We start from the raw sequence: 17043 nt of genomic DNA on the forward strand, positions 1-17043 counted from the left end.
AGCTAAAAACCTTAATTCAAATTTTTATGAGGTGAAAATAATGAGAAAAGCTATAATTGCAGGAAACTGGAAAATGCATTACACTCCAGCTGAAGCTGTAAAAGTTGTAGAAGAATTAAAACCATTAGTAAAGGATGCTGCTTGTGATGTAGTAGTATGCCCTACTTTTGTTTGTTTAGATGCAGTATTAAAAGCAGTAGAAGGTTCAAACATAAAAGTTGCTGCACAAAACATGCACTTTGAAGAAAAAGGAGCTTTCACAGGAGAAATTGCTCCAAGAATGTTAGAAGCTATGGGAGTTAGCTATGTTGTTTTAGGACATAGTGAAAGAAGAGAATATTTCAATGAAACTGATGAAGCTTTAAATAAAAAAGTAAAAGCTGCATTTGCTCACAATTTAACTCCAATACTTTGCTGTGGAGAATCTTTAGAGCAAAGAGAAAATGGAACTACTAATGCAGTTGTTGGAGCTCAAATTAAAGCTGATTTAGAAGGTTTATCAACAGATTTAGCAGAAAAAGTTGTTATTGCTTACGAACCAATCTGGGCTATAGGAACTGGAAAAACTGCTACAGACGAACAAGCAAATGAAACAATAATGGCTATAAGAAACGTTGTTAGTGAAATGTTCGGAAAAGAAGTTGCTGATAAAGTTAGAATACAATATGGTGGATCTGTTAAACCTAATACAATAAAAGCACAAATGGCTCAATCTGATATAGATGGTGCTTTAGTAGGTGGAGCTAGTTTAGTTGCTACTGACTTTGCTGCAATAGTAAATTACTAATCCATTTTAAATTTATGCAATAGCAATAAGCAACGTTAAAAGAGTGTTTGTTGCTATTGTTTTTTTATTAACGGTAGAATATAATTAACTAGTAAAATAAAGAGAAGGTTGTTTCTTTTTATAATAATAAGTATTATTTTGGAGGTAATTATGGCAAAGAAGCCCGTTTTATTAATGATATTAGATGGTTTTGGAATAGCTCCAAAGTCAGATGGAAATGCTGTTGAAGCTGCAAATAAACCAAATTATGATAGATTATTCAATGAGTATCCTCATACCCAAATCCAAGCATCAGGATTAGATGTAGGTTTACCAACTGGTCAAATGGGAAATTCAGAGGTAGGACATTTAAATATCGGTGCAGGAAGAATAATATATCAAGAGTTAACAAGAATAACTAAAGAAATCGAAGAAGGTAATTTCTTTAAAAATGAAGCATTATTAAAAGCAGTTAAAAATGCAAAAGATAATAATTCATCATTACATTTATTAGGTTTATTATCAGATGGTGGAGTTCATTCTCACATAGATCATTTAAAAGGACTACTAAAATTAGCAAAGGATAACGGTTTAACAAAAGTATATCTACATGCGTTTATGGATGGAAGAGACGTTCCTCCATCATCAGGAAAAGATTTCGTTTTAGAAATTGAAGATTATATGAAAGCAAATTCTATAGGAAAAGTAGCTACAATAAGTGGAAGATACTATGCTATGGATAGAGATAATAGATGGGAAAGAGTTCAATTAGCGTATGATGCTATGGTTAATGGTAAAGGTGAAACTGCAAATTCAGCAGTAGAAGCTATGGAAAATTCATACCATGATAACAAAACTGATGAATTCGTATTACCAACAGTTGTATTAGAAGATGGTCATGCAACAGGAACAATTAAAAATGGTGATTCAGTTATATTCTTTAATTTTAGACCAGATAGAGCTAGAGAAATAACTAGAGCTATAAATGATAAAGTATTTGAAGGATTTAAGAGAGAAACTCTTAACCTTACATATGTAACTATGACTCAATATGATAAAACACTAGAAGGTGTAGAAGTTGCGTATAGAGCTGAAGGAATTAATAATACTTTAGGTGAATATGTAAGTAACAAAGGATTAAATCAATTAAGAATTGCTGAAACAGAAAAGTATGCTCATGTAACATTCTTCTTCAATGGTGGAGTAGAAAAACCATATGAAAATGAAGATAGAGCACTTATAAACTCACCAAAGGTTGCAACATATGATCTTAAACCAGAAATGAGTGCTTATGAAGTTACTGATGAACTTATAAATAGATTAGATTCAGATAAATATGACATGATAATATTGAACTATGCAAATCCTGATATGGTAGGTCATACTGGAGTTGTTGAAGCAGCAGAAAAAGCAATTCAAACAGTAGATACATGTTTAGATAGAGTAGTTTCTAAGGTTTTAGAAAAGGATGGTACTGTATTCGTAACTGCAGACCATGGAAATGCTGAAACTATGATTGATTTCTCAACAGGAGCTCCATTTACTGCACATACTACAAATCCAGTACCATTCCTTTGGATTAGTAATGAAGCAAAAGGAAGAGAACTTAAAGAAGGTGGAAGACTTTCAGATATAGCTCCAACTATGCTTGAAGTTATGGATTTAGAGAAACCAGCAGAAATGACAGGAAATAGTTTAATTAAGTAGTAACAAGTTTATAAAAAAGTGAAGGATAGCCTTCGCTTTTTTTTATTTTTGAGGCAAGTTTTGAGAAGGTAGGGAATGTTTATTAATTGGAATATATTAACTCTTATTATAGACTATTATTATCAATTGAAAATAAATATACTTTGGAAATCATTGACATAATCAGATTAAAAGCGTATATTTATAATTAATTCATTATCAATTGAAACAAATTGTGATGGTTAGCATATATTAAATTGAGAATGAAAATTTTATGGGGTGATATGATGAAGGATAATTGTATGAGAGGATTATCTTCAAAAGAGGTCTTAGAGTTAAGAAATAAATACGGGCTTAATGAAGTTACTAATAATGAAAAAACCAGTCCAATAAAAAAGTTTATTGGAGTTTTTAAGGAACCTATGTTTTTGCTTTTACTTGGGACTGCGACAATATATCTTATCCTAGGAGATATTAAGGAAGCATTGATAATGCTTATTTTCGTAGGATTCGTAGCATCTATAACATTTATTCAAGAATGGAAGACAGAGAAAACTTTAAATGCTTTAAAGGAATTAACGGCCCCAAATGTCAAAGCAATTAGAGACGGGAAAAAAGTAATAATAAAAAGCTTTGAACTAGTGCCGGGAGATATTGTCTTATTAAGTGAAGGAGATAGAATACCAGCTGACTGTTCTATTTTAGAAGTATCAAACTTTTCAGTAGATGAATCCATTCTTACTGGAGAAGCTGAACCAGTATTTAAAAATATCACCAAAAATGAGCAAGTTAACGAAGAATATTGGAAGAAAGATAAATTATATGCTGGAACACTTTCAGTAGTTGGAACATGCACTGCAAAGGTTGAGTTTACAGGTTATAATACTGAATATGGAAAGATAGCAAAAGTTATAAGTGAAACAAAAGAAGAACTTACTCCATTGCAAAATAAGATACAGACCTTAGTTAAGAACTTGGCCATTGTTGGGCTGATATTATGCATAACACTTATTATAGTGACATATTTTTATAATCATGACATAATCAAAAGTATACTTTCAGGAATAACTCTTGCAATGGCAATAATTCCAGAAGAATTTCCTGTTGTATTAACAGTATTTCTTTCTTTAGGAGCATTTCGTTTAGCACGAAAAAATGCTCTAATGAGAAAAATATCTGCAGTTGAAACCCTAGGTTCAGCTACAATTTTAGCAGTTGATAAAACTGGCACAATCACAAAAAATGATATGGAAGTTAAGGGCATTTTTGACGGTAGTTATGTTGATATTAATGATTTTAAGGATGAATATTTAAGTAGGTTGATGCTTTTTGCTTGTGAGAAGGATCCCTATGATCCAATGGAAAAGTCTATAATTAAAATGGCAAATGAAAGAATCAACGATACCTACATTAAAAATTTTGATTTGGCATTAAATATTCCATTTAATTCAGAAACAAAGAGAATGGCAAATATATATAGAAAAGATGATAAATTTTATGTAGCTGTAAAAGGTTCCCATGAAGCATTGCTTCATCTATGCAAAATGGATGAAATAGAAAAACAAAGAATCCTTAAAGAAGTTGATTTCATGGCAAATAAAGGATTGAGGGTTATTACAATATGTGACTGTGATGCTGAGGAGTTATACGAAGATATTGAAAAGTATGAGCTGACCTTTAGGGGATTAATTGGGCTTCAAGACCCTCCTAAGGAAGGAGTAAAAGAAGCAATTAAACTATGCAAGCAAGCTGGAATAAGAGTTGTAATGATAACAGGTGATTATAATAAAACAGCTATGGCCATAGGAAATGAGATAGGGCTGCAATTTAAGGATAGAGCAATTACTGGAAATGAGATAGATAATATGAGTGATGAGGAGTTATGCAGAGAAGTAACTAATTGTGATATATTTTCTAGAGTTATTCCAGGTCATAAAATGAGAATTGTTAAGGCATTGAAGGCATCAGGAGAAATAGTGGCTATGACTGGAGATGGGGTTAATGATGCACCTGCATTGAAGGTTGCAGACATAGGTATAGCTATGGGAAAAAGAGGGACAGAGGTAGCAAAAGAAGCAGCTCATATGGTATTAATGGATGACAATTTCACAACAATAGTGAGTTCTGTAAAAGATGGAAGAAGGATATTTGATAATATCAGAAAAGCTATGGTATATATTATGGTTATCCATATACCAATAATATGTTTATCACTATTTTCACCTTTATTTAATCTTCCTCAGATTCTATTACCAGTACACATTGTTTTACTGGAACTTATAATTGATCCAACTTGTTCAATAATATTTGAAGGGGAAGAGGCTGAACCTAATATTATGGATAAGCCACCAAGGAATCCAAAAGAGCCATTATTAACTAGAATGTTAACTTTTAAAGTTATATTGCAAGGGATATCAATGTTTGCTGCAGCTTTTATTCCATTTCATTACATGGTGGATTTAGGGCTTAATGTAGATTATGCTAGAAGTTTTGCATTGGTAGTTTTAATTGTATCTAACGTTATATTAGTTCTAGTAAATAGATCTAACACTCAATATATAATAAATATATTTAAAGAAAAGCAAAGTAAAGCAAGATTGCTTATTAATAGTCTTGCACTAATTATGGTATTTCTAATAGTGTATATACCATTTTTGAATGGAATTTTTGGAACTTCAGGGTTAGAAATAGATATGTTATTATTAGCAATAGTCATAGGTATAATATCATCAATATGGTGGGAAGTAATAAAAATAATAGGGAACAATAAGAATACAGATATTAAACTTAATATATCAGAATTTAAGCAGTGATAACTATCGTGAATATCGAGAATGAATTATAGAGTATAGAAAATTTAAATCTATACTCTATAATTATAAATCAAAATATATAAATTATTTCCCGGAAAATATTTAGTCGGTTATAGCAAAATATTTTTGAATGCATATTATGGTATAAAGTAATTTTTATGGATAATATTATGGATAAAAAGTATGATGTTAGTTTGGAACTAGATGATGAGGTAGAGGGTTTACTTAAAGAAGGAGAATATTTAGGAAGAGGACATAATGGGATTGTTTATTTATTACCAGGGAAAAAAATAATTAAAATATTTTATGATAAAAAAATATGCTTAAAAGAAGCACAAGTTTTTAAACGAGCAAAGGGTTCTAAATATTTTCCCAAGATAATAAAACATGGAGATAAATATATAATTCGTGAATTGGTTGAAGGAGTTAGATTAGATAAATATATAAAAGACAACGGATTAACTAAAGAATTGACTAAAGAATTATATAAGGTTATAAAAGAATTTAAAAAATTGCAGTTTACAAAATTAGATATTAGATGTAGAGATGTTTATGTAGATGGGAAAGGTAATATTAAGATTATTGATCCTAAGAATAGTTATACTAGAAAAAAATCATATCCAAGACATTTAATGAAGGGATTAGAAAAATTAGATGTTTTAGAAGTCTTTGTGGAAAATTTAAAAAAGACAGATACCAGAGTTGCAAAGGAATGGATGGATAAATTCAAAAAGTATTTTAAATTGAAGTAAATAAAGGATTGTAAAAATGACTCATGTGCATTTTTACAATCCTTTTTACTTTAAAGTGTTTCAAAAAATACTGTTTCAGATAAGGGTTTTCTCCTAGTATCGTGTCTATTTGGAGAAGCATTCTCAGAAGCATCCTCTTCAGGTTTTGCATATCCAATGGCTAAAATGTTAATTGGCTCAAAATTATCTGGTAATTTAAACTCTTCTCTAAGAATAGTAGGCTCAAAATGACAAATCCATACTGAACCTAAGCCTAGCTCAGTAGCTTGTAGGATCATATGAGTTGTAACTATACTTGCATCTATATCTGCAGTATCTTTATCGTCGTATCTTCGCTTCCAAGAAGTATTGTGATCTGAGCATATAATTATTGCTAAAGGTGCACCTTTAATATCTGCACTTTTCTTTAGTTTGGTTAGTCCTTCTTCTTTTTGAACTACGATTAAACGTTGAGGTTGAAAATTAGCAGCAGTAGGAGCAATTCTACCAGACTCTAATATTTTTGTTAGTTTTTCTTCTTCTACGCTTTTAGTCTCGTATTTTCTTACGGAATATCTTTTTTTAGCTAAATCCAAAAAATCCATTTGAATTTCCTCCAATAAAATTATTTCTCATGTTGACAAGTATAACACCATAACTATAAAATTGGAAGTGGTTACATTTATGACATATGATTACCTAAAAGGAACTATAGGAGTGAATTAGTGTGAGAGAAGAATTTGAAAATAATGATAAAACAATATGCTGCGTGGAAAAAGCTTTGAATGTTTTAGATGGAAAGTGGTCATTCTTAGTTATTAAAAACCTTTTTGATGGAACAAAAAGATTTGGTGAACTAAGAAAATCTCTACATAACATAAGTCCTAAAACATTAACATTAAGACTTAGGGAATTAGAACAATGCGGAGTAGTGCAGAGGAAGGTTTATCCTACTATTCCTCCAGCAGTAGAATATTCATTGACTGAAAAGGGACAAGACTTAAGAAATATAATTGATGAAATGAATATATGGGGAAAAAAGTGGTGTTAACCTAAAGTCTATGTAAATATTTAATACAGTATCATTTAGGATACTATATTTCAATAAAGTGCATTCTTGTATATAGGATTGACACTAATTATACTATAGATATGTATAGGGTTTTTGATAGGAAACTTAACTTAAAACCCTATAATATAGACAAGCCATATATATAAATTAGGAGGAGAAAATATGCTACTTAAAGAAAAATATGAATCGCTCAAAAATATAATAAAAGAACATGGCAGTGCTGCAATAGCTTTTTCGGGAGGTGTTGATAGTACATTTCTAATGAAGGTAGCACATGAAGTTTTAGGAGATAAATTGATAGCAGTTACAGCAACCTCATCAACTTATCCTGAAAGAGAATTAAATGAAGCTATAAAGTATGCAAAGGATATGGGTGTTAAGCATATTATAATTTCTTCAGAAGAATTAGATATAGAAGGCTTTGCAAGTAATCCTAAAAATAGATGTTATTATTGTAAAAAAGAATTATTTACTAAGATTGGGGAGGTAGCCTTAGAAAATGGAGTAGAATTTGTTTTTGATGGTTCTAATCTTGATGATACTGGAGATTTTAGACCAGGAATGCAAGCAGCAAAAGAGCTTGCTGTAGTAAGCCCACTTAAACTTGCTAACCTTACTAAAAAAGATATAAGAGATTTATCTAAGGAGCTTCAATTACCTACCTGGAATAAACCATCTTTTGCATGTTTATCCTCAAGATTTCCTTATGGAAACAAGATTACTATAGATAAATTAAAAATGGTTGAGAAGGCTGAGCAATTCCTACTTGATATGGGAATAACACAAGTTAGAGTTAGACATCATGGAGAAATAGCAAGAATAGAAGTGGAACCTTCTGAGAGAGAAAAGTTCTTTAGCATAGAAGTTATGGATAACATAGGAAATGAATTTAAGAAAATTGGTTTCACATATGTAACACTAGATATGTTAGGATATAGAACTGGAAGCATGAATGAAGTCCTTACAGAAAATGAGAAGAAATTAGTTCTAAAAAAATAAAAAAGGTGATAATAATAGCTAATCTAAGCTATTATTATCACCTTTCTTTAATAATGAGCATTAAATATCATTGGCATATAGTGATAAAGTGTTTTTTATATTTTCTCCGCATAAATCATATTTTAAATCATAATTAAAATAATTGTTTTTATAAGCCCAATCGCACATCATTTCAAGAATAGGTAAAACTTCCTTGCCATTCTCTGTAATAGAATATTCAACTTTAGGCGGAATTTCTGGATAAACTTTTCGTTCAATTAGTCCATTTTCTTCAAGATCCCTTAATTGTTTTGTTAGTATTTTATGTGTAATATCAGGTATTAAATGTTTAAGTTGCCCAAAACGCAAAGTGTTAATTTCACCTAAATACCATAATATGAGTGGTTTCCACTTTCCACCGATTACTTCAAATGTTACTTCAATCTCACAAGTAGCTTCCTTCAATTTAGTTATTTTCTCTTCCATGAAGTATCCTCCTAGAATAGTATGAATTTTATTGTATCTTAAAGCCCTATAGTATCTAAAAGTCATTTTATACTAGAATTATTATACTACAAATATAATATCAAAGCTATTTTATAGAAGTTAAGTTAAATTAGCAAGTTTAAAGGTTTATAGCTCAACTAATAAATTAAGTTTCCAATAAAAACCTTATAACATATGAAACACAGTATCATATTGGATACTATGTTTCAATAAAGTACAGTCTTGTAGGAAAAATTCCAAATGATATACTATATATATATACTTTTGCTAATTAATAGGAGGTCTTGTGATGAATTTTAATTATCATATACCAACAAAAGTTTTATTTGGTGCAGGCAAATTAAATGAACTTTTAAATGAGAACTTGCCAGGAAAAAAGGCATTAATTGTAACAACAGGTGGAAACTCAGTAAAAAAGTATGGATATTTAAACAGACTGGAAAGTATTCTTACTGAGAAAAAAATCGAATATGTTTTATTTGATAAAATATTACCTAATCCTATAAAGAGTCATGTTATGGAAGGGGCTGCTCTAGCCAAAAAGGAAAACTGTGATTTCATAATAGGACTTGGTGGGGGAAGTAGTATAGACTCGGCGAAAAGCATAGCTGTTATGGTGAATAATCCTGGGGACTACTGGGATTATATTGTGGGAGGTTCAGGAAAAGGATTACCTGTTAAAGAAAATGTACTTCCTATCGTAGCAATTACAACAACTGCTGGAACAGGTACTGAAGCAGATCCTTGGACAGTTATAACGAAGGAAGATACTAAAGAAAAAATTGGTTTTGGGAATGAACATACATTTCCTACTCTATCAGTAGTAGATCCTGAACTTATGCTTACAGTTCCGCCAAATCTTACAGCTTATCAAGGCTTTGATGCACTTTTTCATTCAACTGAAGGATATATAGCTAATATAGCTACGCCTATTAGTGATGCATATGCGCTTAAAAGTATTGAATTAATAGCAAAATATCTGTCTAAAGCTGTTAAGGATGGAAATGATTTAGAAGCTAGAACACAAGTTGCACTGGCAAATACTCTTTCAGGTTTAGTAGAATCTACATCCAGCTGTACATCAGAACATTCAATGGAACATGCACTAAGTGCTAATCATCCAGAACTTCCCCATGGAGCTGGACTTATTATGCTTTCAGAGACATATTACACATTTTTTGCAGAAAAATCTCCTGAAAGATTTGTAAATATGGCGAGAGCTATGGGTGTTGATGTTAATTCAATAAGTGAAAATGAGAGACCTATGGCCTTTGTAAAAGCCTTAGTAAAGTTACAAGAAGAATGCGGTGTAAGAGAACTAAAAATGTCAAGTTATAATATTACTAAAGAAGAAATTCCTAGTCTAGCCCTAAATGCCCGAGAAACAATGGGAGGACTATTTGAATTAGATCCATATAAATTATCAATTGATGAGACAATTGAAATTATGCTAAAAGCATATAAGTAAGAAATATAATTTTTGAGGGGGAATTACTTTGTTATACAGAACTTATGGAAAAACAAATGAAAAAGTTTCAGAACTTGGATTTGGGTGTATGAGACTGCCTATTATTAATGGAGATAGTACTAAAATAGATGAAGAAAAAGCTACTGAAATGATTCGTCATGCAATAGATAATGGAGTTAATTATATTGATACAGCTTTTCCATACCACGGTACAGGAATGGGAAATGGAGGAGAGAGTGAACCTTTCGTGGGAAGAGCTCTTAAAGATGGGTATAGAGAAAAAGTAAATTTAGCAACAAAGCTACCTAGCTGGTTAATAAAGACTAGAGAGGATATGGATAAATATTTAAATGCTCAATTAGAGCGCTTACAAACAGATAGAATAGATTTTTATTTAGTTCATGCTCTTAATGAAGGAGTATGGGAAAATCTTAAGAAACTAGGTATAGATGAATTCTTAGATTCTGCCATAAAAGATGGAAGAATAAGATATGCAGGATTTTCTTTCCATGATAAACTAGAAGTATTTAAAGGTATAGTTGATTATTATGATTGGTCATTCTGCCAAATACAATATAACTATCTAGATGAAAATTATCAAGCAGGTAAAGAAGGCTTGCAATATGCAGCTAGTAAGGGGTTAGGTGTAGCTATCATGGAGCCACTTAGAGGCGGAAAGATAGTTAAAAATCTACCAGAAGAAGCAATGAAAGCGTTCGATGAATATGAAGTTAAAAGATCACCAGCTGAATGGGCTCTAAGATGGGTATGGAATCACCCAGAAGTTTCAGTAGTATTAAGTGGAATGAATGATATGGATAATATCAATGAAAATATAAGAACAGCTAGTGATGCAGCTCCAAACTCTTTGTCAGAAAAAGAGTTAGAAATTATGGATAAAGTTAAAAATGTATATAAAGAAAGAGTGAAGGTTAATTGTACAGCATGTGAATATTGTATGCCATGTCCAAAAGGCGTAAATATACCAAAGAACTTCACTTATTATAATGAATATAGTTTATTTGTTACTCCAGGTACAGAAAAAGAACTAAAAGCTAGATATAGTGGAGTTAAACCTGAGGAAAGAGCAATAAATTGTGTAGAATGCGGTAAATGCGAAAGTCATTGTCCACAATCAATTAAAATTCGCCAAGAATTAAAGAATGTAACTGCATTATTTGCATAAGTTTATATTGTCATAAAAGCTTTTGCTTTTATGACAATATTTGTATTTGAATTCAAAGGAGTGTTCAACTAGTGCATATACCGGATAATTATTTAAGTCCATCAACTTGTGCTACATTTGGTGCAGCAATGATTCCAATTTGGAGAAGGGCGAGCATTAAGATTAAAAAAGAAGTAACAAGACAAAAAATGCCTTTACTTGGGGTTTCGGCAGCCTTTTCATTTTTGACTATGATGTTTAATATACCTCTTCCAGGTGGGACGACTGGACATGCAGTTGGTGGAGCTTTGGCAGCTATATTACTTGGTCCATATAGTGCTGTAATAGCTGTAACTATTTCACTTGTAATTCAGGCATTGTTCTTTGGAGATGGAGGGGTGCTGGCTCTAGGTGTGAATTGTTTTAATATGGCATTTATAATGCCATTTACAGCATATTATATTTTTAATTTTATAAAAAAAGTAGTTCCCGGAAAGAAAGCAGAGTATATTGGAGCTCTAGCTAGTGGATATATATCAGTGAATTTTGCAGCTTTATTTGCAGCAATAGAATTCGGAGTACAACCTCTTTTATTTAAAGATGGAAGTGGATTGCCTTTATATAGTCCCTATGGATTAAATGTTTCTATACCAGCTATGATAATTCCTCATTTATTAGTGGTTGGGGTTTTGGAAGCAATAATTACAGCTGGTGTGTATGGTTATGTGAGAAAAGTTTCTCCAGAAGTAATATACAAGGGTAGCGTTAGTAAGATAAGAGGGATATTTATAATAGCGTTAGTGATTATTTTAGCAACCCCTTTAGGATTATTAGCATCTGGAACTGCTTGGGGAGAATGGGATACAAGCGAGATAAGCAAGACACTAGGTTTTACACCAAAAGGGATGGAACAAGGAGTTAATTTTAATGCACCTATGCAAGGCTATGGTGTAAGTGGAATAAAAGAAAATATAGGGTATATATTATCAGCTATAGCTGGGGTAATACTAATCATAATTCTATTTAAGATTATTTCCAAAATAAATTTAAAAAAACGCACGAAAGGTGAAGAATGATAGAAGAATGGCTTTTAGTAAAAGATAGTTACGTACCAAAAGATGAAAAAAATTCATATATAGAAAAAAGTATTTTCTCCATAATTAGGATTATAGCTATAATAAGACAAAATAAGAATAGAGATGAAATTATTTATTCAATAAATCCTACAATTAAGGTTATTGCCTCAATATTAAGTGTAATTTTGATATCAATAACAAGAAGTTTTATTTTTTTATCTATATTTGATATATATTTATTACTAACTCTTTTTCTTATGGATAGTAAAGAAAGAAAAAGAATATTACTATCAAGTATGGTTTTCCCAATTATAACTTTAGTTGCATTAATACCATCTATGTTATATGGAAACATATATAATAGTTTATTACTTTGCCAAAAGATTGTAACAACAATAGTCATAATGAATTTACTGTCTCATAATACTAAATGGAGTGAAATTAGTAAGTCACTAAAATTATTATTTGTACCAGATATATTTATATGGATATTAGAGATAACAATTAAATATATTGTACTTCTAGGTGAGTATTCAATAAACTTACTATATGCGTTTAAACTTAGATCAGTTGGAATTAATAATGATAAATATAATTCCATTTCAAAAATTATTGGGAATCTATTTCTTAAATCTTATAAGATGAGTGAAGAAATGTCCTATGCTATGGAATGCAGAGGTTTCATAGGGGAGTATAAAACACCAATAAAATTTAACTTGGGAAAATTTGATTATATCTATATAATAATAAATATATTATTATTTACTATTTTTATATTTGAATTTATAGCAAGTTAAGGAGATTAATAAATGATAAAACTAGAGCATGCTTCATTTACTTACAAAAGTAAACAAGCTCTTGAGGATATTAACATTCATATAAAAGAAGGAGAAGCAATAGCAATTATAGGTCCGAACGGAAGTGGAAAATCAACTTTTTTGAAGTTATTGAATGGAATTATATCTCCAAGTGAAGGTAAGTATATTTTTGATGGAACTGAAATTAATGAAAATAAATTAAAAGATAATAAATTTTTGAAGTTATTTCATAAAAGAGTTGGATTCGTTTTTCAAAATTCAGATACTCAGCTTTTTTGCTCAACAGTATTTGAAGAAATAGCCTTTGGCCCCATTCAAATGGGATTAAGAGAAGATGAAATAAATAAGAGAGTTAATGATTGTCTTAAAATGCTTAATATTGAAAAAATAAAAGATGAGCACCCATATAATTTAAGCGGTGGAGAGAAAAAAAGAGTTGCAATTGCTAGTGTTTTGGCCTTAAACCCAGAAGTATTAACATTAGATGAGCCTATGAGTGGAATAGATCCCAAAGGTAAAAGATTCCTAAGAGATTTATTGATTGCACTAAATAAGAGTGGAAAAACGATACTTTGTGCAACTCACGACTTTCAATATGTTGATGGAGTGTTTGAAAGAGCAATTGTATTTTCAGAGAATCATAAAATTATAAGAGATGATAAATATTATAACATTATAGAGGATGAAGAATTTTTAAAGGAATATAACATAATATAGGGTTTTTATAGGAAACTTAGTTTATTCTTGTTAGAAAATATCGGTTTCTGGATATTTTCAGGCATGAATAAATTTTAAAACCCTAAATAATCTTTAAAAAAAAGTAATGGAGAGATAAATATGAGAGTATTATACTATGATTGTTTTTGCGGAATAAGCGGAGATATGAATTTAGCTGCTTTGATAGATTTAGGAGTTCCAAGAGAATATTTAATTAAAGAAATTTCAAAATTAGGGTTGGATTCAGAATATGAAATAAAATTTGAAACTTCGGCGAAAAAAGGAATAACGGGAACAAGAGTTGATGTAATACTTAAAAATGAACATACACATCATGAGCACTCAGAAGAACAGCATAATCACAGTCATATTCATGACCATAGTCATGGGCATATACATGGTCACAACCATGAAAATATTAATAAAATAGATCATGAACACCAACATAGAAATTTAAAAGATATTGAAGAAATAATTAACTCTAGTACCCTAGATGATAATATTAAAAAAATGAGTATAGAAATGTTTATGAAAGTAGCAGTAGCTGAAGCTAAAGTTCATGGGAAATCGCTTAATGAAGTACATTTTCACGAGGTGGGGGCCACTGATTCAATAGTAGATATTGTAGGAGCGGCTATAGCTATAGACTATTTAAAAGTAGATAAGATAATGGCATCTACTGTTCAAGTAGGTGGTGGATTTGTTAAATGTGCACATGGTTTAATGCCAGTACCTGCACCAGCAACAGCAGAAATACTAAAAAATATTCCAATGAATACAGGAATAGTGCAATTTGAGACAACTACCCCAACTGGAGCAGCAATTTTATCAGCTAACGTTAAAGAATTTACTGATAAAATAGATTTTTCAATAGAGAAAATTGGGTACGGCATTGGCCATAGAGACTTAGATATACCCAATATATTAAGAGTTTATATAGGGGTAAAAGAAGAACATGAAGAAATACAGGAACAATATATCATAGAAACAAATATTGATGATATGAATCCAGAATTATATGGATATATTGAGGAAAAACTTTTTGAAATAGGAGCTTTAGATGTTTATAAAACACCTATATTTATGAAAAAGGGAAGACCAGCTATAAAGTTAAGTATATTAGTTAATAATAACTGCGAAAAAGAAGTACTAGATGTAATTTTTAAAGAAAGTACTTCCATAGGAGTAAGAAAATATAAGGTTGAAAAAATAATGCTAACCAGAGAATTTTCTAAAGTTAAAACTAAATATGGAGAGGTAACTATTAAAAGCTCTTTTTATAAAGGTGAATTGGTTAAGTATAAGGCAGAATATGAAGATTGCAGAAATATAGCAATAGAAAATAATATACCAATAGAAAAAGTTTATAAAGAAGTTAATAAAACACTTCAGGAGAATGTCAATGGATAAAGAAGATATAAAGGAATTATTGGAATCAGTAAAAAATAATAAAATAGATGTAGAAGAGGCACTAGGAAAGCTTGAGGACTTACCATTTAAGGAGTTAGGCTTTGCAAAGATAGATAATCATAGAGAGCTTAGGGTAGGTTATCCAGAAGTCATATATTGTGAGGGTAAAACTGTAGAACAAGTAAGAGATATAGTAAAGTTTATGCTAACAAAAGATAACAATATATTAGGAACTAGAGCTTCATATGAGATGTACTTGGCAGTAAAAGAACTATGTAATGAGGCAGAGTATAACTCTCTAGGTAGAACAATAACTATTAAAAAGAAGAAACAAGATGTTGCTGATAGTTATATTGCTATAGTTTCAGCAGGAACATCAGATTTACCTGTAGTAGAAGAGGCTGTAGAAACAGCTAAAATACTTGGAAATAGAGTGGAAAAAATTACTGATGTAGGAGTTGCAGGGATTCATAGGCTTTTTTCTAGATTAGATATAATCAGAGGCGCAAAGGTAGTAATAGTAGTTGCAGGAATGGAAGGGGCTCTAGCCAGTGTAATAGGCGGCCTTGTAAATAAACCAGTTATTGCAGTTCCTACAAGTGTTGGCTATGGAGCAAACTTTGGTGGGCTTTCCGCACTTTTATCAATGCTAAATAGCTGTGCCAGCGGTGTGAGTGTAGTTAATATTGACAATGGATTTGGAGCAGCTTATAATGCTAGCATCATCAATAAATTGTAAATTTATATCACTGTAATAGAATTTATTAGAACTTTTAGGAGGTGATATAAAGATATAATTGTAATCGATATATATAATGTAAAAAAATAATAAATAATATAAATAAATTTGGAGGGTAATAAAATGAAACAAATTAATTTGGGTAATAGTGGACTTATGGCATCGGAAATAGTATTAGGTTGTATGAGAATAGATAAATTTTCAGTAGATGAAGTTAAAGATCTTATTAATACTGCTGTTGAATGTGGGATTGATTTCTTTGATCATGCTGATATTTATGGAGGAGGAAAGAGTGAAGAACTTTTTGGTGAGGCACTTACTCCAGCTCTAAGAGATAAAATAAAGATTCAAACAAAGTGCAGTATTAGAAAAGGATTTTATGATTTTTCAAAGGAACATATTTTATCATCAGTAGATGCAAGTTTAAAACGTCTAAAAACTGATTATGTTGATACATTACTACTTCATAGACCAGATACATTAATGGAACCAGAAGAAGTAGCAGAAGCTTTTAATGAATTATATAAGAGCGGAAAAGTAAAAAGCTTTGGCGTAAGTAACCATAATCCAATGCAAATAGAATTACTTCAAAAATATACAGAGCACAAACTTATAATAAATCAATTACAACTTAGTATTACTAACACTGGAATGATTGATTCTGGAATTAATGTAAATACAAAATTCCCAGGAGCAATAGATCGTGATGGAAGTGTTCTTGAGTATTCTAGATTAAAGGATATTACAATTCAAGCTTGGTCACCATTCCAATATGGATTCTTTGAAGGTGTTTTCTTAAACAATGATAAGTTCCCTGAACTAAATAAAGTATTAGATAAGATCGCTGCAGAAAAGAATATATCAACTTCTGCACTAGCAGTTGCGTGGATTTTAAGACATCCAGCAAAAATTCAAACAATTGTTGGAACAACTAATAAAGATAGATTAAGAGATATATGCACCGCTTCGGATGTTTTATTAACAAGAGAAGAATGGTATGAAATTTATAGAGCAGCAGGTAATGAACTACCATAATAGCTTTAAAGGCGGATTCAGAGGAATCCGCTTTTGTTATATATTTTCATAATAGGAAATTG

16 protein-coding genes are annotated in these 17043 nt (G+C 30.7%); 14 read left to right on the forward strand and 2 right to left on the reverse strand.

Going from position 1 to position 17043, the window contains the following annotated elements; genetic code table 11:
- Positions 1 to 40: 40 nt before the first annotated feature.
- The 4 genes from tpiA to PTZ02_RS01045 all read left to right on the forward strand — a co-directional run bounded on the left by tpiA (position 41) and on the right by PTZ02_RS01045 (position 6017).
- Positions 41 to 787 carry a triose-phosphate isomerase gene (gene tpiA / locus PTZ02_RS01030; RefSeq protein WP_274225977.1) on the forward strand — a complete coding sequence of 249 codons (747 nt, stop codon included), beginning with the start codon at positions 41 to 43 and terminating at the stop codon, positions 785 to 787.
- 150 nt (positions 788 to 937) lie between these two features.
- Positions 938 to 2473 carry a 2,3-bisphosphoglycerate-independent phosphoglycerate mutase gene (gpmI, locus tag PTZ02_RS01035; RefSeq protein WP_274225978.1) on the forward strand — a complete coding sequence of 512 codons (1536 nt, stop codon included), beginning with the start codon at positions 938 to 940 and terminating at the stop codon, positions 2471 to 2473.
- Positions 2474 to 2739: 266 nt separating this feature from the next.
- The gene (locus tag PTZ02_RS01040; RefSeq protein ID WP_274225979.1) at positions 2740 to 5265 is read left to right on the forward strand and encodes a cation-translocating P-type ATPase; all 2526 of its coding nucleotides are present in this window, start codon (positions 2740 to 2742) and stop codon (positions 5263 to 5265) included.
- A 170-nt stretch (positions 5266 to 5435) separates the two neighbouring features.
- The gene (locus PTZ02_RS01045; RefSeq protein ID WP_274225980.1) at positions 5436 to 6017 is read left to right on the forward strand and encodes a protein kinase; all 582 of its coding nucleotides are present in this window, start codon (positions 5436 to 5438) and stop codon (positions 6015 to 6017) included.
- A gap of 50 nt (positions 6018 to 6067) precedes the next feature.
- Here the strand turns inward: PTZ02_RS01045 and PTZ02_RS01050 are convergent, their stop codons facing one another.
- Entirely contained in the window at positions 6068 to 6601 is a 534-nt protein-coding gene (locus PTZ02_RS01050) for a nitroreductase family protein (RefSeq protein WP_274225981.1), read from the reverse strand.
- 122 nt (positions 6602 to 6723) lie between these two features.
- Between PTZ02_RS01050 and PTZ02_RS01055 the strand changes: the two genes are divergently transcribed.
- Both PTZ02_RS01055 and larE read left to right on the forward strand, forming a co-directional pair.
- Entirely contained in the window at positions 6724 to 7047 is a 324-nt protein-coding gene (locus PTZ02_RS01055) for a winged helix-turn-helix transcriptional regulator (protein ID WP_274225982.1), read from the forward strand.
- Between the two features lie 183 nt (positions 7048 to 7230).
- The gene (larE, locus tag PTZ02_RS01060; RefSeq protein ID WP_274225983.1) at positions 7231 to 8067 is read left to right on the forward strand and encodes an ATP-dependent sacrificial sulfur transferase LarE; all 837 of its coding nucleotides are present in this window, start codon (positions 7231 to 7233) and stop codon (positions 8065 to 8067) included.
- A gap of 60 nt (positions 8068 to 8127) precedes the next feature.
- On the opposite strand, the gene PTZ02_RS01065 is transcribed toward larE, so the two are convergent.
- Positions 8128 to 8532, reverse strand: coding sequence for a winged helix-turn-helix transcriptional regulator (locus tag PTZ02_RS01065; RefSeq protein ID WP_207753627.1), 405 nt, complete (start codon positions 8530 to 8532; stop codon positions 8128 to 8130).
- 310 nt (positions 8533 to 8842) lie between these two features.
- On the opposite strand from PTZ02_RS01065, the gene PTZ02_RS01070 reads away from it, so the two are divergent.
- The 8 genes from PTZ02_RS01070 to PTZ02_RS01105 all read left to right on the forward strand — a co-directional run bounded on the left by PTZ02_RS01070 (position 8843) and on the right by PTZ02_RS01105 (position 16981).
- Positions 8843 to 10021 (forward strand): iron-containing alcohol dehydrogenase, encoded by a 1179-nt coding sequence (locus PTZ02_RS01070; protein ID WP_274225984.1) that lies wholly within the window; start codon positions 8843 to 8845, stop codon positions 10019 to 10021.
- A 28-nt stretch (positions 10022 to 10049) separates the two neighbouring features.
- The gene (locus PTZ02_RS01075; protein WP_274225985.1) at positions 10050 to 11207 is read left to right on the forward strand and encodes an aldo/keto reductase; all 1158 of its coding nucleotides are present in this window, start codon (positions 10050 to 10052) and stop codon (positions 11205 to 11207) included.
- 71 nt (positions 11208 to 11278) lie between these two features.
- Positions 11279 to 12262, forward strand: a complete 984-nt coding sequence (gene cbiM / locus PTZ02_RS01080) for a cobalt transporter CbiM (protein WP_274225986.1) — start codon at positions 11279 to 11281, stop codon at positions 12260 to 12262.
- A complete protein-coding gene (locus PTZ02_RS01085; RefSeq protein ID WP_274225987.1) occupies positions 12259 to 13059 on the forward strand; it encodes an energy-coupling factor transporter transmembrane component T in 801 nt (266 codons plus the stop codon). The genes cbiM and PTZ02_RS01085 overlap by 4 nt, the downstream gene beginning before the upstream one ends.
- Positions 13060 to 13071: 12 nt before the next feature.
- Positions 13072 to 13797 carry an energy-coupling factor ABC transporter ATP-binding protein gene (locus PTZ02_RS01090; protein ID WP_274225988.1) on the forward strand — a complete coding sequence of 242 codons (726 nt, stop codon included), beginning with the start codon at positions 13072 to 13074 and terminating at the stop codon, positions 13795 to 13797.
- A gap of 120 nt (positions 13798 to 13917) precedes the next feature.
- On the forward strand, positions 13918 to 15207 hold the full coding sequence (gene larC / locus PTZ02_RS01095; protein ID WP_274225989.1) for a nickel pincer cofactor biosynthesis protein LarC: 1290 nt from the start codon (positions 13918 to 13920) through the stop codon (positions 15205 to 15207).
- On the forward strand, positions 15200 to 15946 hold the full coding sequence (gene larB / locus PTZ02_RS01100; RefSeq protein WP_274225990.1) for a nickel pincer cofactor biosynthesis protein LarB: 747 nt from the start codon (positions 15200 to 15202) through the stop codon (positions 15944 to 15946). The genes larC and larB overlap by 8 nt, the downstream gene beginning before the upstream one ends.
- 123 nt (positions 15947 to 16069) lie before the next feature.
- The gene (locus PTZ02_RS01105; RefSeq protein ID WP_274225991.1) at positions 16070 to 16981 is read left to right on the forward strand and encodes an aldo/keto reductase; all 912 of its coding nucleotides are present in this window, start codon (positions 16070 to 16072) and stop codon (positions 16979 to 16981) included.
- Positions 16982 to 17043 lie beyond the last annotated feature (62 nt).

Source organism: Clostridium sp. 'White wine YQ' (assembly GCF_028728205.1).
Taxonomy (GTDB): Bacteria; Bacillota; Clostridia; order Clostridiales; family Clostridiaceae; genus Clostridium_T.